The organism is Haloarcula marismortui ATCC 43049 (assembly GCF_000011085.1).
Taxonomy (GTDB): Archaea; Halobacteriota; Halobacteria; order Halobacteriales; family Haloarculaceae; genus Haloarcula; species Haloarcula marismortui.
Window position 1 is genome coordinate 1103576 of record NC_006396.1, and the last position, 22201, is coordinate 1125776.

A 22201-nucleotide genomic window follows, 5' to 3' on the forward strand; every position below is an offset into this window, starting at 1 on the left:
GATTAACTCTTCCACCGTGTGATTACGTGCGATCCAGTTTGCGCCTGGACTCGTTCAGCGACGAGTTAAATCGTCGGTGAATGAGTCACAGTGCGTATGAATGATGGCTTTGGTCTGTTAGTGCTCGTGGGCTTAACGTCTCGTTACCTCGACGCGCACACCCCGAGTCTATCGACCGCGTCTTGTACGCGGGACCTCGGCGGTGTCTCTTTTCCAAGTGGGTTTCGAGCTTAGATGCGTTCAGCTCTTACCCCGTGTGGCGTGGCTACCCGGCACGTGCTCTCTCGAACAACCGGTACACCAGTGGCCACCAACCGTAGTTCCTCTCGTACTATACGGTCGTTCTTGTCAGACACCATTACACACCCAGTAGATAGCAGCCGACCTGTCTCACGACGGTCTAAACCCAGCTCACGACCTCCTTTAATAGGCGAACAACCTCACCCTTGCCCGCTTCTGCACGGGCAGGATGGAGGGAACCGACATCGAGGTAGCAAGCCACTCGGTCGATATGTGCTCTTGCGAGTGACGACTCTGTTATCCCTAGGGTAGCTTTTCTGTCATCAATTGCCCGCATCAAGCAGGCTAATTGGTTCGCTAGACCACGCTTTCGCGTCAGCGTTCCTCGTTGGGAAGAACACTGTCAAGTCATCTTTTGCTCTTGCACTCTTCGCCGGGTCTCTGTCCCGGCTGAGATGACCATAGGGCGCGCTCGATATCTTTTCGAGCGCGTACCGCCCCAGTCAAACTGCCCGGCTATCGGTGTCCTCCTCCCGGAGTGAGAGTCGCAGTCACCGACGGGTAGTATTTCACTGTTGTCTGGGTGGCCCGCTAGCGCGGGTACCTCTGTAACGACTCCTACCTATGCTGCACATCGGCGACCACGTCTCAGCGACAGCCTGCAGTAAAGCTCCATAGGGTCTTCGCTTCCCCCTGGGTGTCTCCAGACTCCGCACTGGAATGTACAGTTCACCGGGCCCAACGTTGGGACAGTGAAGCTCTGGTTAATCCATTCATGCAAGCCGCTACTGATGCGGCAAGGTACTACGCTACCTTAAGAGGGTCATAGTTACCCCCGCCGTTGACAGGTCCTTCGTCCTCTTGTACGAGGTGTTCAGATACCTGCACTGGGCAGGATTCAGTGACCGTACGAGTCCTTGCGGATTTGCGGTCACCTATGTTGTTACTAGACAGTCCGAGCTTCCGAGTCACTGCGACCTGCTCCGTTCCGGAGCAGGCATCCCTTCTTCCGAAGGTACGGGACTAACTTGCCGAATTCCCTAACGTTGGTTGCTCCCGACAGGCCTTGGCTTTCGCCGCCATGGACACCTGTGTCGGTTCTCGGTACGGACATCATGCTCGTCTTTTCATGGGCCCCAGGTTGAATCACGTTTCCCTATGCCGCCGTTCGTCCGCTTCCTGCCATTACGGCTTCCACGGAGTTGGACGGTTCGACCGGGCGAATGCCCGGCGTGATCGACCCCAGGGCGTCAACTTTCACTGCATGATGGCACAGGAATATTAACCTGTTTCCCATTTCGTCTCAGTCGAGTTGCGGTGAGACTTAGGACCGGCTAACCCTCAGCTGATCAGCAGTGCTGAGGAACCCTTATCCATTAGGCCGTCGGGGTTCTCACCCGACTATCGCTGCTACTATGGCCAGGATTTTCGTCACTAATCGGTCCACAGGAGCTCTCGCCCCTGCTTCCATCCAATTAGAGCGCCAATCTACTCGATTACCAGTATGAGTGGTACGGACAGGTCTCGGTGGTGGATTTGAGTCCCGATCATTTTGGGCGCCTCAAACCTCGGCCGGTAAGCTGTTACGCTTTTCTTAGAGGGTAGCTGCTTCTAAGCTCACCTCCCGGCTGTCTAGGGCTCGAGACCACCTTCAGAGGATTACACTTAATCCACACTTGGGGACCTTAACCTATCTCTGGGTTGTTCCCCTCCTGGTACACAGGCTTACCCCGCGCACCGGAATCCCCGCGTCAAACAGCGTCTGTAAGTTTGGAGTTTGACAGGTGTGCCGACTCCTCTCGGAGGCGGACACACCAATCGGTCGCTCTACCTCACAGACTACCTCGGCGGAGGTCATGCTTCGACATGTTTCGATTGGAACCAGCTGTTGCCGGACTCGATGGGCCTTTCACCCCTACACATAGATCACGAGAGGGTATTGTAGGACACCAACTCTAACAGACTTCCACGTGCCTTTCGGCACGCTTCATCTTGTCCATGCGTAGATCGTCCGGATTCGGGTCGTGTCCACATGGCTCCCCGCCCTTGAAGACGGCGGCCCTCGGGCAAAGCCCTGCGGCCATGTCGGTTTCCCTGTGCCTCCCCGGATACTCCGGTTAGACTTGCCATACAGACACACTCCCTGGCTCGTTTTTCAAAACGTACGACAGAACATCGGCTTCCCGTGAGTCTTACTGGAGACTCGCGTCTCGGTCATTCGTCAAGGGACCTTGTATGCCCTGTCGCTCGATCGCCAACTGATTTCATGCTCTATTTCGCCTCCCTTCTGAGGGTACTTTGCAGCGTTCGTTCACACTACTTGTTCACTATCGGTCTCAGGTTGTGTTTAGCCTTCGCAGTCGATGCCTGCGTTATTCGCGAGGGATATCCAACCCCCGCTACTCTGGCACTACCGCACGTCGTACTGGTCTCGAGTACGGGGTTGTCACCCTGTATCACGCTCTGTTCCAAGAGACTTCGTCGAGATGGTCGGACGATGAGAGGTAGCCCTGACACCACATTGCCCGTGAGGGCTTCGGTTTGGGCTGTATCGCGTTCACTCGCGGTTACTGACGACATCACATTGCGTTTTCTGTTCCTCCCGATACTGAGATGTTTCAGTTCTCGGGGTTCCTCATTGCGCGAAGCAATTGTTAGAGAGATTCTCATTCGGAAATCCATGGTTCTTCGCCTCCGTGCGGCTCCCCATGGCTTATCGCAGCTTGGCACGTCCTTCATCAGCGCCTGAGCCGAGCAATCCACCAGCTGGCATAGTAGCCAACGTCGTTGTGACTCGTTCAACTGAACGAGTCCAGTGGACGCCTGGATCGCACGTACACACGGTTTCATACTCGCCCCCAAGGTGGAGATGGTGGGCGAATCGACCCTTCCCAGGCTCGGTTTTACCCGGCTTGGTGCATCTGTCGTCGTATCACATTCGAACGCCGTCCCACACTTAAGGGGACGGATTTCGAAGCGATACGGAGTACGGACCCGTCGGGAGTTGCACCCGACATCCCTGTGAGGGGATATCCGCCTCGGATAGGTCTTGTGAGCCCAGCGGGCCCATGCAGTAGTCGGCGCTTACCGACTCGCGGTGACTTGTGGTCACCAGTCAGTGTAGGTGGGTCAGGGCAGAGCCCTGATCCCGGTCAGTAGGAGGTGATCCAGCCGCAGATTCCTCTACGGCTACCTTGTTACGACTTAAGCCCCCTTGCGGAGCCCAGATTCGACCGTCGCATGACGGCCTCATCCGGACCCCACTCGGGTGCTTTGACGGGCGGTGTGTGCAAGGAGCAGGGACGTATTCACCGCGCGCTTCTGACACGCGATTACTACCGAATCCAGCTTCATGCGGGCGGGTTTCAGCCCGCAATCCGAACTACGACTACGTTTGGAGATTAGCTTCGCCTTTCGGCGTTGCATCCCACTGTCATAGCCATTGTAGCCCGCGTGTTGCCCGGTCCATTCGGGGCATACTGACCTACCGTTGCCCATTCCTTCCTCCATTTTAGCAATGGCAGTCCTCCTAGTGTACCCAACCACCGCAGGGGTGTTGCTGGCAACTAGAAGTGTGGGTCTCGCTCGTTGCCTGACTTAACAGGACGCCTCACGGTACGAGCTGACGGCGGCCATGCACCTCCTCTCAGTAGCGTCGAGTAAAGTCGTCAACCTGACTGTCATTACTACTGTCGGGACCGGTGAGATGTCCGGCGTTGAGTCCAATTAAACCGCAGGCTCCTCCGGTTGTGGTGCTCCCCCGCCAATTCCTTTAAGTTTCATCCTTGCGGACGTACTTCCCAGGCGGCTCGCTTATCGTCTTCACTACGGCACATCACGTGCTCATGGCGCGTGACATACCTAGCGAGCATTGTTTACAGCCAGGACTACCCGGGTATCTAATCCGGTTCGAGACCCTGGCTTTCGTCCCTCACTGTCGGGTCCGGTCTCTCAACGTGGTTTCCCCATTGGTGGTCCGTCCAGGATTACAGGATTTCACTCCTACCCCGGACGTACCCGTTGAGTCTCTCGGCCCCAAGCTGTGTAGTTTCCACCGGACGCCGACCAGTTGAGCTGGTCGATTTCCCAATGGACTTACACAGCAAGCTACGGACGCTTTAGGCCCAATAATATCGGCCATCACTTGGACTGCCGGTATTACCGCGGCGGCTGGCACCGGTCTTGCCCAGTCCTTGTTCCTGAACCACCTTACGGTTCAGAAAAGCGAGGGCTATATGCCCTCACACTCGGAGTCCCCCTATCGCACTGTCGTGCAGTGTAAAGGTTTCGCGCCTGCTGCGCCCCGTAGGGCCCGGTATCTTGTCTCAGATACCGTCTCCAGGCTCTTGCTCTCACAACCTGTACCGATTATCGGCATGGTGGGCCGTTACCCCACCATCTACCTAATCGGCCGCAGCCACATCCTACAGCGCCGGAACGTTTCTCACTCTCGACACTCCAGTCTGAGAGTGATATCCGCTATTGGCCTCAGTTTCCCGAGGTTATCGCGGTCTGTAGGGTAGTTTGGCCACGTGTTACTGAGCTATATGCTACGAGTCTAAACTCGTGCAACTAGCATGGCTAAATCGGACTCCGATAGCAATGGCCTCCGGCAGGATCAACCGGAATGTGCTGATATACATCAGCGGCGGAAGTGGTTGCACTCCGTCGGAAGCTAACACACTGGTTCCTACACCAGTGTTGACTACTGCATGGGTCCGTGGGCTCACATCAGATTCCATCTTAACGGCGGACCGCAGGGGTGGAATCCTCATAGGGTGGATCTCGCAGGCCCCAGAGGGGAAAGCGAGATCCTCTCGTAGCTCAAGCCGACCCAGGTGGCCGACCGAGCGTGTCGACCCGGGCTCGCTGCCCGGTGCGACCTTCGCATTAGTCCAGAAGACGGGGGAACATATAAATGAATCGTCTCACACCCGCCCTGTATAGGACACACACGACGCATACGTAACGTGATGGCGTGACACGCATAATCGCAAGACAGCGCCAGTCTGTCTATCATCCAATGTGTATTTGTTCTTGAATCCTGACATGGGGTTCAATGACCGGAGGTCAGAAAGCCATTATATATCAATTGGAAGGGATACAGACCTGACGGTAGACAGTCGTAGTATACCAGACACTATGACGAAACAGGCGTCAGGAGACGCAGGAAGACAGCAGTCAGAACAGGGGCCCGCCGGGGTTGTGATAGAGAACTATCTCAGGTCGTTGTGAACCAGGACGCGGGTACAGTGGTAAAATTAGGCGGTCAGCGAGTCAATGTGGCCTTCCGAACGGAGCTGGTCGGCGTCTTGCCCCTTGTAGCGCCATTCGATGTTGGCCTTCTCGTCTTGCCAGTCCCACGGTTCGGCGAGAACGATGTCATCCTCGTTAATCCAGGTCCGGAACTTCATCCGACCTGGAATCCGGCCGAGTCGGGTTTCGCCGTCCTCACAGCGAATGCGGACGTGGTTCCCGCCAAGGTGCTCTGTTACCACTGCAAACATCTCGTCGTTTGTAGGCATGCGGAGATTCCGCCGCCCTGAATCGTCGCTCACAGCATAAATACGGTCGCCTCCCGTATAAGTCGTTTGAGAGGCGGGATAGCGTGTACCATGGATCCGACACAACGGCCGTACCACGGCAAGAGCTGACCAATAGCTATCGGAAGCAGTGAAACGATAAGAACGGACTGGCGACAGTGCGTTGATTCAGTCGGCAGTCAGGGCCTGTGGCTCGTCGGCTTCCTCGGCCATCGCATCCGTCAGTCCGGACGCGAGCGCAAAGACCCCTTCTTTGTGGTCTGTCTTCGATTTGTGGATTGATGTCGGTTTGACACCAAGGTCAGCGTAGAGATCGTGCTCAACGCTTGTGTCCGCCTCGTGCTCGTAGTGGTGTTGTACCTGTGCGAGAAGACTGTGAAGGTGAATGAGTTCTTGCTTCTTCATTAGTATCCAATCTTATGGAGTGAAGGGTAATAGTACTACCTTGCCAATGACCCACACGTAATGCTCATTCGGATGCAACACTCACCAATCTCAGTTGCAAAAATAGAGCTGTCTACCGGCGCAGTACCGTTTACCTCTTGTGCTTTCGGTTACAGATAGTAATATTCTTCTTTCAGGCCCTAATATTAAATGTAACGGCGGAAACTTTGTCGTGTCAATTATCACTCAATACTGGTTAACGTAATTGAGTGGGCTGCTGACCTGCGAAGCGCTCTCAATCATGAAAAACCACGACAATATATTAGTTATCGAACACTTCATGACTGCTGAGCACGTACCTATAGTCGTAATGAACTGGAAGCACCCACGAGACAAGACTGCGGCTATGGCGAAACAAGAAGAAGCAAACAGCGGGACGGAGTGGTCATTCATCGCGGCGCTGATGACTGCTGCATAACGGCTTTCTCACCGCTCAGGACTGAAATCCCATAGCGACAGATCTATGCACCGCGTACAGGCCGTTAGGTAACGGTACGGATATCAACCGTTGTGTTGTGGACGACAGCGCGGCTGATGCCTGTACACTGGTACGTGTGTGGTTCCGAGTGGCCCGACCAGTTTGGTAGTTCCTGCTCAAATAGACGGTGCCACGCATCCGGGTACGCAGTCTCCGAGACGTTGATCAAGACGGTTGTCGCGGACGGTGGCTTGCCAGCCTAGGGCGAAACGAGCGTCTTATTCTGGACAGCAGTCTCGATTGTGACGCGACTCGACGAGGAGAAGTCCGTCTGTCCGTCAAGCGAAAGGACGGAGAGGTATGCACTGCTGCTATCAGGGGTACACCGGAAACTGGGTTTCCGTGAGACGACCAGTCCCTCCTGCTGGACCCGATACACTGCACCGCTGGTGTAGACGATATCCGTCTCGGAGTCAGTCTCCCGGATGAACGCTCCGGTCGAGATATTCGTTGACCGTCCGTCAACAGTTACGTTCAGCGTTGACGACCGGATGGAGAGCCCGTGGCCCTGGAGTTTCATACTCGTGGTCCGTCGTGGGGCATCGCCCTGGATGTGGTCATCTGTAGTCTCCGCGAACCCGATCATCGACGTTTCGGCGACATCAGTTGTTGCCCCCTGTTGGATAGCGTCGAACGCACCGAGCCCACCGAGCGTCACCAGCGCAATGCCAGTGATGATGATACTGAACGTAAGCGTAAACGCAAGCAGATCGGACACGCCACGGTCGTGACTGTCTGGGATTGACAGTGGCGATGTCATCCGCGTGTCACCTTCATGCAGTCGGCCGTCGCATTGTACGAGACGGCTAGTGGCCCGCTGGAAACGACAGATGGGCAGACATTAGTTTCATTTTCGAATCGGACGACAGCGTACCGATTCAGTCCTGATGCATTCACGTACACGCGTGTGCGCGAGGTATCTGGAGAGACCTCGACATTGTACGACTGGTCAGCGATCCGCTCCGGATACGTCGCACGAAACGACACCGTCGAATTGAGGCTCTCAGTGTTGAACGCATCCAGACGAACCAGGTCGCGCGCGATACCATCGCCGACGTTCTCTAGGGCTTCTTCGGTCACTCGCTCACGCTGTGAATCGACCATCTGGCTCCCGCCGATGAGGAGACCAGTCACCAGCAGCGACGTGATACCGATAGTGAGCGCCTGCGTGACTGCAGGTGAGACGCCACGGCTGTCGGACAGGAGACGGTCGAGGCTCATCCGTCGTCCACCTCCACAAGGACTGTTCGGTTGTAGCTCGCAGATGGTGTGTCATAGGTCAAGTCGACAGCAGGAACGACGGGATACGGTGCGGTGTCTCCGGAATCGTAGCTCGTGCCTGGGAAGTTACCGATGGCCGCGAAGCGGTAAGTACCACGTGCGCGGTTTCCCTTCTCAATGCTGACAGTGTACGGTGCGTCGAGTGTTTCAGTAAACGCCGGGAATGTTCCGGGCGTCCCGCCGATGTCACAGGTCCCGGCGAGGAGGTCGACATCGGCGTCACCGGCCCCTGAACAGGTAGTCGTCGATCCGGAAGGTGGGGTGACCGCCACCTCCTTATTGCCGGGTTCTGTCACGACCATCTTCCAAGTATCCCCACTGTCGCCTTCCACTTTGACAATAAATTCTTGCCCCACTCCAGGGATACGGGTCACTGTCAGATTGAATACGACAGCGCGGTCCACGCTTCGAGCGATATCCCAGTCAACGTTTGATCCCGTACCGCCGGGTCGATTGAACCGAGATGAGGACGTTTGGTTCACTTCGGTTCCATTCGACGCCGACTCGTTCAGCGTCGCGTTCAGATAGGCCCCCCCGCTGCCTCCGACGACGCGATTGTGCGTCTCCGTATAGTTCTGAAGCGCGTTCTCGTATCGCGCCTCAAATTCATCGAGGTCATCGCCCCGCGTTTCGGCCGCAAGCCGTCCGAGATCACGTTCAACGGAGGCTTCGCGGTCAGCCGACCGTTCAATAGTATCCGCACTGCCGGTGGTCGTGATGCCGTCAGTGACAGCGAGACTGTGGGCAAACAGTATCGTACTGAACACGACGATAGCGATGGCGACGCCACCGATCAACAGCAGTTGTCCGCGCTCGTTGGCTACCATACGACCAGACGCACCTCCACGACGTTGTAGACGATAGAGTCAGGCTCCGCGTCGGGAGCAAAATACCCGCCGACCGCCGAGAGAGGCGGGCCGGTACCGCTGCAGTCGCCGATTCGGGCAGGCATATTGTCGGTCAGGGTCACCGTTTCGGTTGCGACAGCTGCATCAGCCGGCCGCTCAGCGACGTTCTCATCTGATTCCTGCGAGGCAAGAACTGTCTGGCGCACGCCTGAATCCGAGTAACTGAAGTAGAGATTGTACTGTTCTCCCTGACGGTCGAAAGTACGGTTCAACATCCGCTCGAACTCGGTTGAGCTGCCCGTCTGGTTACCGTTGAGTGTCGGTGTGCCGACGCTGTAACACGCCGTCGCGTTGTGCAGCGCGCCGGTTTCTGCCGCCAGTGATAGCGTGTCGCTTGCGCGGGTTTCCAGTGCCGCGGTTCGTTGCTGGGCGCCGGTCTGGAACGGGCCGGTGTCGACTGCCGACAGGCCGTAAACGGTCGCGGTCACAACGACAATAGCCGCGAGAACGCCTTCCAAGGTGTAGGCTTGGCCACGCATCGTTACCACACCCTCACGACAAGCCAGCAGACCGGGTCGCACTGGCCGGTTGCGTTGGTCAGTTTCACTACGCGGGACGCCGTCGCAACGTTGTCTCTATCGGCGACATCAGGCCCCCAAGCGAGCCGCTGGTCGTGGTCATCAACTGCCGGGTCCCGTGTTCCTGCTTTGAGCGATGACGCGTTGACCACACTTACATTGAGTGTGGCGTTTGTCCGGCGTTGTGTTGCGGTGTCGAGACCGGCACTCGATTTCAGGTCGCCAAGCGTTCCGCTGTGCTTGGCTATGTCATTGTTGAGGGACTCGTTGATCCCACCGCTCGTGTTGTATCGAATGAGGTTCCGTGTCCCCTCAACCGAGTGGTTTTCAACAAGGTACGTCGCCGCTCTGTCCGCAATTGGTTGGTTACGCTGTACGTCTGGGGATTCGTACACGCCGACCGCACTACCCTGTACGAAGGCCAATACCCCGATTATCGTCACGAGCAGGACACTCACCCCCACGGCGAAGTCCTGCGGTGTTTGTGCTCTTGAATCCATATCCCACACACCCTATTTATTATCTGATACGTCCGCTGTCGAACCGCGAGTGAGGCGCTAACCCACGGCGATCCACACCACCAGTGCAATCGTCGACAGGACGACTGCAAACTTGACGCCTGCGACGAGCTTCACTTCCCGAATGTAGCCGGCGATAAACGACGACAGCAACGCCTGCAGCGTCACTGCGTGGAAGAACAGCATCGACAGCAGTTCCGTGTCGACGCTGCCGCCGAAGCCGCCACCGGGCGCGCTCGAGCTGCTTGACCCGGAGGCCTGCGTCGCCAGCCCCGACATCACATCAAGGAACTGTGTCTTTAGCAACGCCATCACGCCGAGCAGCGTCAGGTAGGTCATCAGGATGATGACCGTCTGCATCCGCGTCCGGGATTTGCGCTCCCGTTCGATGTCGTCCTGATTCTCCGAGGCCTGCGCGGCCGTCGAGAGCACGTCCTGAATCTGGCTGGAGGCTTCCTGTGCCTCCGCGATGAGCTTGACCGTCCGCGCCAGTCGTGGGACGTTGTACTTGTTGTTGAATTCTCGAAGCGCGTCTTTCAGGCTCGTTCCGTAGTTGACCTTTGCGTGGATGGTCTCGAACTCGTCGGAAAGCTTTCCGGAAGACGTCTCGGAGACCACCTTGACCGACTCTAGCAACGTCATCCCGGTGTCGTTGGCCGATGCAAGCTTCCGGAGGTTTTCCGAGAGTTTCCCGATGATTGCCTTCCGCGAGCGCTGGTTCCACTCGTAGAAGATCATCAGCGGGATGAAGTTGAGGTACATCGGGACGTACACCCAGAAGAACGTCGAACGAACCGGGACAGCGATCATCCCGTCTAGCGATAACGGGGCCCAGCCGATGACGATAGCCGCGACAACAGCGAGAATTGACAGTGGAACCGTCAGCCACAGCACCAACAGGGGATGGTCACGGAAGAACAGGTCAGGCCGTGTGAGGATGGCGAGAAGTTCGTGAGTTCCCTCCCGACTCTTGATCCGGTCGAAGACGCTGTAGGTCCCCGTGTAGCTCTCGATGAGCCCGAGGTTGAACACGCCGACGCCCTCATCGACGACGAGTTCCTTCTCGCCGGGGCTCGAGCGCAGATAGCCGTCCCCGATTGAGTCCTGCGTGACAGTCGAAACGAGGACGAGAAAGCCCAGGCCGGTCAGGGGAATCAACCCGTACACAGTCCCATAAATAAGCGACTGCTGTGCGTTCCCCATCATCGACATGATGACCAGAATGATAATGAGAAGCAGTGGAAACAGCGAGAGCGTCATGTACATCTCGCCGAACAGCTCCAGCGTCTCCAGCATCTTCTCCTGTTCCTGCCGGGCGGTTCGCATGTGCTTTTCCTTCTGGTCTTCGAGGAAAGAGGTCATGTCACCGCCGGAATTGATGATAGAAAGCATATCCGTCAGGAACTGCGACAGTTCGTCTGAGGGCGTCTGAAGCGCCTGGTTCCGGACGGCGGTTCGGTAGTCGGTATCGAAATACTCCGTCTCCAGTACGATGGACTGGAACTCTTTTGCGACTTCACCGTACGTGTCTTCGGCTTTCCCCATCGACTGCAGGATTTCGAGTTGGTTGAGCCCACCCACGGACAGCGCATACATGAACGAAATTGAGTCGGACAACAAGACGTTGATTTCGCGCTCACGCGCGCTCGAACGGAAATACGGAATCGAGACCAGCGACCCGAAGCCGATACCGAACCCGATGGCACCGAAGACGAAGCCGGTCACGATGACGAGGAAGGGGAGTTTCAGCACGGCGAGAATCTCTGAGACGCTCTCAGACACTGGAATCCCGATGAGCGTCGGCGCTTCTCCACTGGCAAACAACAACTGGACCAGCAGATACCCGAGGAACGTGCCGACGAGCCACAGCGCTAGACCCGCGATGACACCGACCGCGAGTGCACGTGCGAGGAACATCTCTACGTTGTCGGCCATCCGGGCCTCCGCGAGTTTGTTCTCGACACTGCTGACGAAGTCGCCCTCGTCGTCGAACACCATCTGGTACGCCGGGTAGAACGTGTCGCCGAGCGCACCGCCGCTGCCGACCTGTTGCTGACCCGGTGTGTCGAGGCTCATTCGCTATCTGCCTCCGCACCGGCCTTCGGAACGAACTGACCGAAGTCGATGCTGTCTTCGTCAGCGCTCTCCTCGGAATCGTCCATCAACGCTGAGACAATGTCCGGCGTTTCGCGGCTCTTGTAGGTGTTAAACAGTGGCTGGGCGTTGTCAAGCACCTGCTTTGTCTCCTCGACCATTTCCGGCGGCGCGTCCGGCCGGGGCACCATTTCCTCTTTTTCGGGGTCGATATCGATCTTGACAGATTCCATCTCTCGGAGGTCCTCGAGTGACAGTTCGAGCTGGTCGTTGGCGATGAGCGTGAGAATGGTGTCGGGGTCATTAATAAACGCCTGGATGGTCGCCGCAACCTGCGTGTAGGTGTTGAGCCCCTTCTCGATGAGATATGCGAGGACGACTTTGCGCTTGAACAGCTCTTCGTCGAGTTTTTCTTGGGTCCACCCACGGTCGAACTTGATCTCTTCAAGCGTGTTCGAGTTCCCCATCTGGATGTACTCATCCGTCTCGGCGCGCCACTCGTACACGTCCCGGACGTTGATCTCATCGTTCTCCGCGGAGTACTCGTTAATTTCGGTCAGGGACTTGTTTCGGCGAACCTTGTTGCCGTCGACCCGCGTCTGGGTCTGAATCGACACCAGATCAAGCGCGGTAAACAGCGTCTTCGAGACGTTGATCGGTTCGGTGGTGAACCGCTTGATGACCTCACCGACCGAGTCGGCGTGGAACGTGGTGTAGGTGGTGTGCCCGGTCGACATGACCTGGAACAGCGTCCGACCTTCTTCACCGCGGATCTCACCCATGACAATGTAGTCCGGACGCTGACGGAGTGCGGCTTCCAGCAGGTCGAACTCGTCGACGTCACCCTTGTCGTCTTCACCAAAGGAAGGGCGCGTAACGCTTGCCACCCAGTTTCGCTGTGGCAGTTCGACCTCACGCGTGTCCTCAATGGAGACGATCTTGGAGTTCGATGGGATGAACAGCGAGACGGCGTTCAGGCTTGTCGTCTTCCCCGAGGCAGTACCGCCGGCGAAGATGAGGCTCTTGTTGTTCTCGATACAGAGCCAGAGGAACGCCATCTCGTCCAGCGAAAACGTGTTCCAGTTGATGAGGTCGATAGGGGTAAAGGGGACGTCCTTGAACTGCCGGATAGTGTAGTTCGTCCCGTGGTCGGACACTTCCCTACCCAGTGTCAGCTGGGCACGCGACCCGTCCGGGAGCGTCGCATCGACCTGTGGCTGGCGCTTCGAGATACCCTTCCCGGACCGCTGTGCGAGCTTCACGACGAAGTCGTCGAGTTCCCCTTTTCCGTGTTCGACGTTCGAGATGATCTGCTCGTAGTCAGTGTGATAGACGAACACCCGGGAGTTGTACCCGTCACAGGAGATATCTTCCACGTTGATATCGTGTTTGACGCCGTCGATGCGGGCGTAGCCGACGAAGTCCCGCTTGAGCATATACAGCAGCTTCTCGACCTGATACTCGTTTAGCTTCGGTTCGTCATCTTCAAGAATAGCCGGTTCGGGACGTGTCGAAATGCCGGAGAGTTGTCCCGTCGTTTCACTTTGTGTTTCCTCGTCCAGCCCGAACAGTTCCTTGACCTGTCCGAGAACGCTCTCTTCACCACGGCTGGAAACTGAGCCGTCGTAGAGGTCATACCGCGAGAGGAGCTGTTCGGCCTCCCGCTGGATGACCTGTGCCCGGTCAGCATCAGTCCCCTGAACGATCACGTCGTCCTCGGAGTACTTGATCGCGGTCTTGAGTTTGCCCGAGAGGAACTCTCGAAGGTCGATCTCAATATCGGTGAGATACGGCTCAATGACGTAGTACTTCTTCTCGTTCTCTTTCCGTGAGTGGAAGATGATAACGCAGGCGTAGGGTTTGTTGACCCAGTACCGTTCCAGTTCGTTGAAATGTGATTTCTTCGACTGGGGAACAGCTTTTTCGAGGTCGTAGCGGTTGACGACGGTCGTGTGGCCGTCCCGTGTCGAGAAGAACTCGTCTTCGTCCAGCTCCGGGTTCACGTCAACGGTGTTTTCATCGACGTACTCGTGCAGTTCACTGGCGATGTCTTCAGCGGCGGACAGTTTGTTTTCCGTGTGTTCAGAGTCGAAGTGCAGATACTCACTTGCATCAAACGGAATAACTTCGCCGTCACTGTCACGGGGGAGACTGCCGTCCTCGTAATAGTACTCCTGTTTGAAATGCTCCCACGTGTAGATGTCTTTCGCGACTGGTGTCGTAGTTGGGTCGAGATACTCTTCGAACGGCGCTTGCAGTGTTTTCCCGGCACTCGCCGCGTCTTCGAGTCGCTGACTGAGTTCTCTCGGCTCGAAGCCGAGGTACACGCTCCGGTCGAACCGCCCCCCATCGTGTACCTCTCGCCGGAGATCATCCCACGTGTATTCGCCGACCCGTACAGGCTCGTCAGTCAGATTCCCCCCACTGTTGACCTGTTCTGACTCACCTCCCCCAGTATCATCGATAGCCATTGTTATTTATCTCCCGTTAGGCAGGAAAAAAGTTTATCCCCACCAAATGTCGATGAAAAAGAAGTTCCGGTTGTTCGTATCACGGTCTCCTTACGGTAGTAAGTGGACCATACTGAATGTTTCGCCGATCCTAGTTGTCAATTAAGGAATGACTCAATCCGGGCCATTGCTTCCTTGAGATCGTCGAGACCCGTCGCGTATGACACTCGGAGATGGCCCGACCCGCCCTCCCCGAACGCGGTTCCGGGGACAACCGCGACCCGTTTTTCCTGAAGGAGACTCTCGGCGAACTCACCGGCATCGTCCCAGGGACATTCCGGGAACGCGTAGAACGCTCCGGCCGCCGGGAAGCAGTCCAGCCCCATCTCTTCGAAGCGCGTGAGGACGTACTTCCGCCGGCGGTCGTACTGAGCGGCCATGTCCGTGACCTCGTCGCGGCAGTTGTCGAGCGCCTCGATAGCGGCGTGCTGAGCCGTCGTCGGGGCCGAAAGCATCGAGTACTGATGGATTCGGTTCATCGCCTCGACAGCCTCCGGCGGTGCCATCGCGTATCCCAGTCTGAACCCCGTCATCGCAAAGGCCTTCGAGAAGCCGTTGAACACGACGGTCCGCTCACGCATCCCGGGGAGAGTAGCAATAGACGTGTGGTCGTGTTCGTACGTGAGATCGGCGTAGATCTCGTCGGCGAACACGAGGAGGTCGTTTTCGCGGCAAAAGGCCGCAACATCCGCCATCTCCTCGGCCGTCATCGTCGCTCCGGTCGGATTGTTCGGGAAGCAATATACGAGTGCGTCGGCCTCCGCCGCACCGGACGATTCCAGCACCTCTTGGGTGAGTTTGAACTCATCTTCCGCGCGCGTCGGAACGTCGATAACGTCGATACCAGCGAACGTCGCACCGGGGACGTACGAGACGTAGCACGGCTGGGCGATAGCGATCGAATCGCCGGGGTTTAGCAGTGCCCGAAAAGCGAGATCCAGGCCCTCGCTCGCACCCGCCGTGACGAGGATTTCCTCATCGGGGTCGTACTGCAGGTTGTGCGTCGCCGCTTCGTAGTCCGCGATGCGCTCCCGGAGCTCCCGTTTCCCGCGGTTGGCGGTGTAGGAGGTCTGGCCGCGTTCGAGCGACGCAATAGCGGCTTCACGGGCCGACCACGGGGCCGAGAAGTCCGGTTCGCCGACCCCGAGCGAGATGATGTCGTCCATCTCCTCGGCCAGTTCGAAGAACCGACGGATGCCTGATGGCGGCACGCTGTCGACTCTGTCCGCTGCTTCGAATGTCATGGTGAGACGGACAGGCGGTCGTCGTCGTCGTGGTCGTCGAACTCCATCCCCTGCTCCTTGTACGACTCCATGATGTAGTGGGTTACCGTCTGCGTGATCTCGGGGATCGGCGCGATTTTGTCGCTGATGAAATGCGACACTTCGCGCATCGAATCGCCCTCGACCTCCAGATCGAAGTCGTAGTCGCCGCTGACGAGGCGTAGCGAAGTCACTTCCGGGAACTTCGCGATCCGGTCGGAGATGTCGTCGTAGCTGGTCTCACGGTCCAGCGTGACGTTGAGTTCGACGGTAGCGCGGACGCGCTCCTCGTCGTTCTCGACCGCGTTCCAGTCGACGACTGCCTGATAGCCGCGAATGATGCCTGCCTCCTCGAATTCGTCGATAATCTCGGCTACCTCGCTCTCGGAGTAATCGGTCAACCGAGCGATGTCCTCGGTCGTGTAGCGAGCGTTCTCCCGTAGCAGGTCGAGTATCTCGCGGCGACTGCTCATACAGTGCCAGCAGAGTGACGCGGACAAAAGCCTTGCTCAATAGTGAGAGAGCGTCACATCATTCGGTCGGGAATGCACCAGACGGTTTTAATATCTCTGCTGGTTATATATCGCTTAATGTTCGAAGAGGGTGGCCAGCGGGCTGATTCTGACACTGGATGGGCACATGTCGCGAATCACGACAAGGCGGCAACAGTTATTGACACGATACTCCGCCTGGACGTGGACAAGACGTACACGAAAACGGCCCTGAGTGAGGAAGCTGGCGTGCCGCTGAAGACGCTATACCTTGACGGGACGCTCGAAGAGCTAGTGACGGTCGGGCTGCTGGAAAAGCACGAAGCGGAGGGCGAAGAGACGTTGTTCTCGGTCGATGACGGGAGCGCAGCGTTCGAGGCAGCGAAGGCCTTCGATACTGCGGCAGCGACATCCAGCGACGTGGACAGTTGATCGAAAAACGGCTGTCACAGAAGGCAGCCTAGCGTCCGTGGACTTTTGACGGCGACAGCCGTAGTGGAAGGCGATGGTTTCACTCGATTCGGAGTCCGACGTGCTCGGACGTGGGGACGAAGCACCGACGTTCGAACTGCCGGGGGCCGACGGGGCGACGTACTCACTGTCGGATTTCGCGGACAAGGACGCACTACTAATTGTATTTACGTGCAACCACTGTCCATACGCGAAAGCGAAGATAGACGAGCTAAATCGCCTCGCGACAGAATACGACGACCTCGCTGTCGTCGGGATTAATGCCAACGACCCCGAGGAGTACCCCGACGACTCGTTCGAGCGGATGCAGGAACTCGTCGAGCGCGGAGAGATACAGTACGACGCGTATCTATTCGACGAGTCACAAAATGTCGCAGCCGCGTACGGTGCCCGCTGTACCCCCGACCCGTTCTTGTTCCGGAACGACAATGGGGCGTTCAAACTGGCGTACCACGGCCGCCTTGACGACGCGCCGAACCCGGACGACGAACCGAGCGAGCGGGAGATGGCTACACACGTCGAAACGTTGCTGGATGGCGACCAGATTACGGCGGTCGAGAAACCATCCAGAGGGTGCTCGATAAAGTGGAAGCCCGGTAACGAACCCGCGTACTGGGACGTTTGATCGGGATGGCCCGGCGTGGGCAAGACAACCGAGACAAATGCGTTGCCCGTGCTGAGATGGTGACCCAGTAGACGCACTAGTTATAACTTCAATCGTATCTACGGGAACCTTAGGTAGTGGTTAGTTGTCAGTATACATACAGTATAAGAAACTCAGCACCGAGGTGAAGACGGTCGTCAACGAGATGCTCGACGACCAGTCAACTGAAGCCAGTTCTGGAAACCCGGGCGTCGATACCTGCTGTTAGATTTCGTCCAGAGATTCGAACCCGCTCCAGCACTCGCAGTCGAGGTCGTCGATGGACGTGACTTCGTCCGGAAGTGAACTTATCGGCATCCCATCATCAAACTCATCACACTCCTCGATATGAATAGAAAAGTCGCTACTCGACATGACTGGCATAGACACTGATACGGCATCGTACCGCAAAAATCCTCGGACTTGAGACGGTATAGAATAGGCACTAGAGGCTAGTTGTATAGAGAGAGCCGAGACGAGCACTGTCTCGTATTCGAGTGGCGCTCATCAAAAGTTACCGTATGTCAAGGGAACGCTTATTTGTTGATGGCTTTATGGTTCCAGATACGATACAGTACGCAATGAACTCCGGGAGTGGGACAGTTGACCAGCCTCTGAAAGAGGCTGCGTCCGTATTGGTGTTGGCACGCAATGCAAGCGACGCCGAACGAGAGGGGTGTGCCGGGTTCCTGGCTGAGCAGGAGGTCAGTAAGTCGAAGGCGATCTGTGTCACAGTGTCCGAATCCCCCGATTCGCGCCTCTCGCTGTGGCAGCAGCACCTCGACGACGAGATGCCCGAAGAGGCGATCATCGTCGACGCCGGCAGCGAGTTACCGGCTACCTCACAGGCAGCAGCGTCTGGTGCGTTTCCTTCATTGACGCTTGATACCCTTCCCGCAACAGTGGCGCCGATAGACATCAGCGCGACCGTCTCTCGCCATCTCGGTCGGTTGGAGCAGGAAGATACACCGCTGCTTCTGTGCCTGCATTCACTAACTGGGCTGCTCGAGTGCTGGGAGCGTGACCGCGTCATCGCGCTGGTGACTGCGTTGAACCGACAATGTGCCGAGATGGACGTCTCGAGCCATCACCACATGGACCCCGAGGCCCATACGGAGGAGACAGTCGAGATGTTTCGGCCACTGTATGATGTCGTGTACGAGTATCTCCCGGACCACGGCTGGACCGTCACGGCGTCGCAAGACGCAGAAGAGACGCCGACGTTTCGGGACACTGTCACCCCACCTGGCGGCGTGAAGAAGGGCGACCCGGAGGAGCCCGAAACGATTCCGATACCGTACTCATTTGACCAGGTACTGGAACTGATCTCCGCTCCGCGGCGACGCAGTCTCCTGTATCACCTGAAAGACCGGTCTGAAACCGAGGTCCCACTGGACGACCTCGTCGACCGCGTCTACGAACGCGAAAAGGCTATTCCAGCCAGAACGACGCCGAAGTCCCGCGACGAGGTTGGCGTGTCGCTGGCACACAATCACCTTCCGCGGCTGGACGATCTGGGGATTCTCTCGTACGAGACAGCTGATAATACTGTTGAGTACTACGCCAATCCCGCGCTGGAGTCCGTGATTCAGTACGTCGAACGCCTCGAACTCGGCTAGTTCCGGTCCGGACCCACTCGTTTATGTTGCCGCTACCGGCATAGCCTGACATGGACGAAACCCCGCTCCCGGAAGTGACAGAGCAGTTCGCTCGCACACTGGCGCCAGCCAGCGATGCAATTATCGATGAGATGGACGCCAAAGCCGACCGAGAGGGATTCCCGACGGTCGGTCCCGCAGTCGGCGGGTGGCTCCGCCTCGTCGCCCGGATGGTCGACGCCGACCGTGTCTTCGAGTTCGGCTCCGGCTTCGGCTACTCGGCGTACTGGATGGCACCCGCTGTGTCCGACGATGGACAGATTGTCCTAACGGAGATCGACGCCGACGAACTCGAGGATGCCCGCGAGTTCCTCGACCGCGGCGGGTTCGCCGACCTAGCCGCCTTCGAGCACGGTGACGCAATCGAAATCGTCGAGAACTACGACGGCCCGTTCGACGTCGTGCTTATTGATAACGAGAAACACCGCTATGCAGAGGCCTTCGAGGCTGTCCAGGCAAAGGTGCCGGTCGGTGGGGCCGTGGTCGCTGACAACATGATCGAGGCCGGGCCGCTGGAATTTGCAGATGTACGGGCGTTGCTGGCTGGCGAGGACATCAACGCCAACGAAACGAGTCGCGGTATCGCCGCGTATCTCAAACGCGTCGGCAGCGACCCGGCGTTCGAGACCGGGCTGCTACCGCTCGGTGAGGGCGTCGCTGTGAGCGTCCGGGTGGAGTGAGCAAGCGGCAGCAACACGCTCCGATTCTCGCCGACGAAAATGCGGGTGCATAGCTTATGTATGAGGGCACACAACTCAGCGGCAACGCTGGTCCTAACGAATGAGTCTGATGATAGATATTCGGAAGCTCGGGTTGTTCAATCAGATGGCTAAAGAGGGCGGTAACACCGTTGCGAACCACCTTAGCCAGATGACTGGGATGGAGACGGAGATGGAGATCACGAAGATCAACTTCATCGATATCCCGGATATCAAAACACACGTCGGCGACGAGAAGCAGATCGGTATCAGTATCGAAATGGTGGAAAAGCCCCACGGGCACATCCTGTTCCTGTTCAACGCCGCCAGTGCAAAGGACCTCGCCACCGGGATGATCGGCGATATGGGTGAGACGGACCCCAACGCGAACGGCTTCACCGACATGGAACGCTCGGCGATTCAGGAGATCGGCAACATCATGACCAGCGGCTTCATCGACGGCTGGGCAAACGTTCTCGATACCACCATCGACATCTCCACGCCGAACTTCACGTTCGGCCCGGGGAGCGGGATGGTGGACCAGCTCGTCGGCGACCGGGACAACGAGATGGCGCTGATGTTCGACTCCCGCGTCCACGCACTGGAGTCCGACATCAACGTGAAGGTGTACACATTTCCGGAACTCGAAGAGCTGGTCGACCTGATGCAGGAAATCGAAGTGTAAGCGGTCCGAACTTATTCTGGCGGCGGGAACTGCGGATGAACTCCTTGTCCCTCATGAAAGATTTAGCAGTGTTTCTTGTACCGTGGGCCCTTGCGTCATGATATGCCAGGAGGCAGCCCGCAAACTCTACGACCGTTCTTGTGGCGTGCAGAAACACTGTATCCGGACACAGAGGTCGTCTCTCGTACCCACGAGGGCATCGTCCGCCACGACTACGCCGAATATGCCGAACGGACGGCACAGTTAGCGAACGCGATCGAAGAAGCCGGCTACGGCGACGGTGAACGGCTCGGGACGTTCTGCTGGAACCACAGCCGTCACTTCGAGACGTACTTCGGGGTACCCGGAACCGGTGCGCAGCTACACACTATCAATCCGCTCCTGCCCGACGAACACATCCAGTATATCGTCAGCGACGCACAGGACGAACTCATTTTCGTCGACGAATCGCTCCTGCCGAAACTCGAAGGCGCTGCAACAGCGGACCCAGAGTCCTTCGAAACGGTCGAGCAGTTCATCGTAATGAGTGACTCCGTCCCGGAGACAGAGCTTGATGCCGTTGCCTACGAGTCGTTCATCGCCGACCAGCCGACGGAGTACGACTGGCCCGAGCTGGAGGAAGACCGCGCTGCCGGCCTCTGTTACACGTCCGGCACGACCGGGCGACCAAAAGGCGTCGAGTACACCCAGCAAATGCTGTGGAGCCACACGATGGCGATTCAATCGCCACAGGGAATTCCACTCGACGACGACGACGTGATGATGCCCGTCGTCCCGATGTTCCACGTCAACGCGTGGGGTCTCCCGTTCTCGGCAACTGCCGGCGGGGCCAAGCACGTCTACCCCGGCCCACAGCCGGAGCCTGCGGACCTTGCGAAGCTCATCGAAGAAGAGGACGTCACCGTCACCGCCGGCGTCCCGACCGTCTGGCTGGGACTGATGGAGTACATCAAAGAGAACGACGTTGACCTCTCATCCCTTGAGCGCCTCATCGTCGGCGGAAGCGCCGCACCGGAAGCGATGATCCGGTTCTTCGACGACCGCGACGTGGAACTCGTCCACGCCTGGGGAATGACCGAGACGGCCCCGGTGGGTGCGGTGGCGTCCCTGCGGAGCGACCTAGAGGACGCTGACTACCAGACGCAACTGGACAAGCGCTCGAAACAGGGACTCATCACACCCGGGCTGGAGTTCCGTGTCATCGACGACAACGGCGACGAGGTCCCACACAACGGCGAGGACTTCGGCGAACTCCACATCCGCGGGCCGTGGGTGACGACAGAGTACTTCAAGCGGCCGGAGGCGAACGAACAGGAGTTCGAGGACGGCTATCTGAAGACTGGTGACGTGGTGTCCGTCGACGAGGACGGCTACATCAAGATCGTCGACCGAGCAAAAGACGTTATCAAGAGCGGCGGAGAGTGGATCTCCTCGCTCGAACTGGAAAACGAGCTGATAGCCCACGACGACGTGAACGAGGCGGCAGTCATCGGTGTCCCGCACGAGCGCTGGCAGGAACGCCCACTTGCGATGATCGTTCCGACGGCCGATGCCGACGAGGAGACGCTTGGTGATGAACTCCGTGAGTACATTCTCGAGTCCTACCCCAAGTGGTGGGTTCCGGACAACTTCGTCACCATCGACGAGGTTCCGAAGACGGCAACCGGAAAGTTCGACAAAAAGTCGCTCCGTGACGAGTACGCCGACGAATCGCTCGTCGAAGGTCGCGTCCCTGACGACGCCGCGCCGGAATAGGGGA

The 22201-nt window shown here is 57.6% G+C and carries 18 protein-coding genes and 2 rRNA genes; 6 read left to right on the forward strand and 14 right to left on the reverse strand.

The window, feature by feature from the left end:
- Positions 1-97: 97 nt before the first annotated feature.
- The 13 genes from RR_RS09505 to RR_RS09565 all read right to left on the reverse strand — a co-directional run bounded on the left by RR_RS09505 (position 98) and on the right by RR_RS09565 (position 16269).
- A 23S ribosomal RNA gene (locus RR_RS09505) occupies positions 98-3028 on the reverse strand.
- A gap of 369 nt (positions 3029-3397) precedes the next feature.
- Positions 3398-4869 (reverse strand): 16S ribosomal RNA (locus RR_RS09510).
- Together the 16S and 23S rRNA genes form the textbook arrangement of a ribosomal RNA operon.
- Positions 4870-5501: 632 nt before the next feature.
- Positions 5502-5798, reverse strand: coding sequence for a translation initiation factor eIF-1A (locus RR_RS09515; RefSeq protein WP_049909223.1), 297 nt, complete (start codon positions 5796-5798; stop codon positions 5502-5504).
- A 153-nt stretch (positions 5799-5951) separates the two neighbouring features.
- Positions 5952-6188, reverse strand: coding sequence for a UPF0058 family protein (locus RR_RS09520; RefSeq protein WP_004956601.1), 237 nt, complete (start codon positions 6186-6188; stop codon positions 5952-5954).
- Between the two features lie 716 nt (positions 6189-6904).
- Positions 6905-7465: a DUF7289 family protein gene (locus tag RR_RS09525; protein WP_011223516.1), complete on the reverse strand. Its 561-nt coding sequence runs from the start codon at positions 7463-7465 to the stop codon at positions 6905-6907.
- Entirely contained in the window at positions 7462-7926 is a 465-nt protein-coding gene (locus tag RR_RS09530) for a DUF7266 family protein (protein WP_011223517.1), read from the reverse strand. The genes RR_RS09525 and RR_RS09530 overlap by 4 nt, the downstream gene beginning before the upstream one ends.
- Positions 7923-8813, reverse strand: coding sequence for a hypothetical protein (locus tag RR_RS09535; protein WP_011223518.1), 891 nt, complete (start codon positions 8811-8813; stop codon positions 7923-7925). The genes RR_RS09530 and RR_RS09535 overlap by 4 nt, the downstream gene beginning before the upstream one ends.
- Complete coding sequence (locus RR_RS09540) at positions 8807-9373, reverse strand: DUF7288 family protein (RefSeq protein ID WP_011223519.1); 567 nt, start codon at positions 9371-9373, stop codon at positions 8807-8809. Before RR_RS09540 ends, RR_RS09535 begins: the two co-directional genes overlap by 7 nt.
- 2 nt (positions 9374-9375) lie before the next feature.
- On the reverse strand, positions 9376-9912 hold the full coding sequence (locus tag RR_RS09545; RefSeq protein ID WP_011223520.1) for a DUF7287 family protein: 537 nt from the start codon (positions 9910-9912) through the stop codon (positions 9376-9378).
- A 57-nt stretch (positions 9913-9969) separates the two neighbouring features.
- Entirely contained in the window at positions 9970-12006 is a 2037-nt protein-coding gene (locus RR_RS09550; protein ID WP_011223521.1) for a type II secretion system F family protein, read from the reverse strand.
- A complete protein-coding gene (locus RR_RS09555) occupies positions 12003-14495 on the reverse strand; it encodes a type II/IV secretion system ATPase subunit (protein WP_007188894.1) in 2493 nt (830 codons plus the stop codon). The genes RR_RS09550 and RR_RS09555 overlap by 4 nt, the downstream gene beginning before the upstream one ends.
- A gap of 137 nt (positions 14496-14632) precedes the next feature.
- Positions 14633-15778, reverse strand: a complete 1146-nt coding sequence (locus tag RR_RS09560) for a pyridoxal phosphate-dependent aminotransferase (RefSeq protein ID WP_007188895.1) — start codon at positions 15776-15778, stop codon at positions 14633-14635.
- Complete coding sequence (locus RR_RS09565) at positions 15775-16269, reverse strand: Lrp/AsnC family transcriptional regulator (RefSeq protein ID WP_004956629.1); 495 nt, start codon at positions 16267-16269, stop codon at positions 15775-15777. Before RR_RS09565 ends, RR_RS09560 begins: the two co-directional genes overlap by 4 nt.
- Positions 16270-16386: 117 nt before the next feature.
- On the opposite strand from RR_RS09565, the gene RR_RS09570 reads away from it, so the two are divergent.
- Positions 16387-16719, forward strand: coding sequence for a hypothetical protein (locus RR_RS09570; RefSeq protein ID WP_049938866.1), 333 nt, complete (start codon positions 16387-16389; stop codon positions 16717-16719).
- Positions 16720-16792: 73 nt separating this feature from the next.
- Positions 16793-17383 (forward strand): thioredoxin family protein, encoded by a 591-nt coding sequence (locus tag RR_RS09575; RefSeq protein WP_011223523.1) that lies wholly within the window; start codon positions 16793-16795, stop codon positions 17381-17383.
- A gap of 243 nt (positions 17384-17626) precedes the next feature.
- Here RR_RS09575 and RR_RS22385 read toward each other — a convergent pair whose 3' ends face one another.
- Positions 17627-17785: a hypothetical protein gene (locus tag RR_RS22385; protein ID WP_004956641.1), complete on the reverse strand. Its 159-nt coding sequence runs from the start codon at positions 17783-17785 to the stop codon at positions 17627-17629.
- 197 nt (positions 17786-17982) lie between these two features.
- Between RR_RS22385 and RR_RS09580 the strand changes: the two genes are divergently transcribed.
- The 4 genes from RR_RS09580 to RR_RS09595 all read left to right on the forward strand — a co-directional run bounded on the left by RR_RS09580 (position 17983) and on the right by RR_RS09595 (position 22197).
- Entirely contained in the window at positions 17983-19020 is a 1038-nt protein-coding gene (locus RR_RS09580) for a DUF7504 family protein (protein ID WP_049938867.1), read from the forward strand.
- A 50-nt stretch (positions 19021-19070) separates the two neighbouring features.
- Complete coding sequence (locus RR_RS09585; protein ID WP_011223525.1) at positions 19071-19739, forward strand: O-methyltransferase; 669 nt, start codon at positions 19071-19073, stop codon at positions 19737-19739.
- Between the two features lie 100 nt (positions 19740-19839).
- Positions 19840-20442, forward strand: a complete 603-nt coding sequence (locus RR_RS09590; protein ID WP_011223526.1) for a chemotaxis protein CheC — start codon at positions 19840-19842, stop codon at positions 20440-20442.
- Between the two features lie 102 nt (positions 20443-20544).
- Positions 20545-22197 carry a long-chain fatty acid--CoA ligase gene (locus RR_RS09595; RefSeq protein ID WP_007188900.1) on the forward strand — a complete coding sequence of 551 codons (1653 nt, stop codon included), beginning with the start codon at positions 20545-20547 and terminating at the stop codon, positions 22195-22197.
- Positions 22198-22201: the final 4 nt, after the last annotated feature.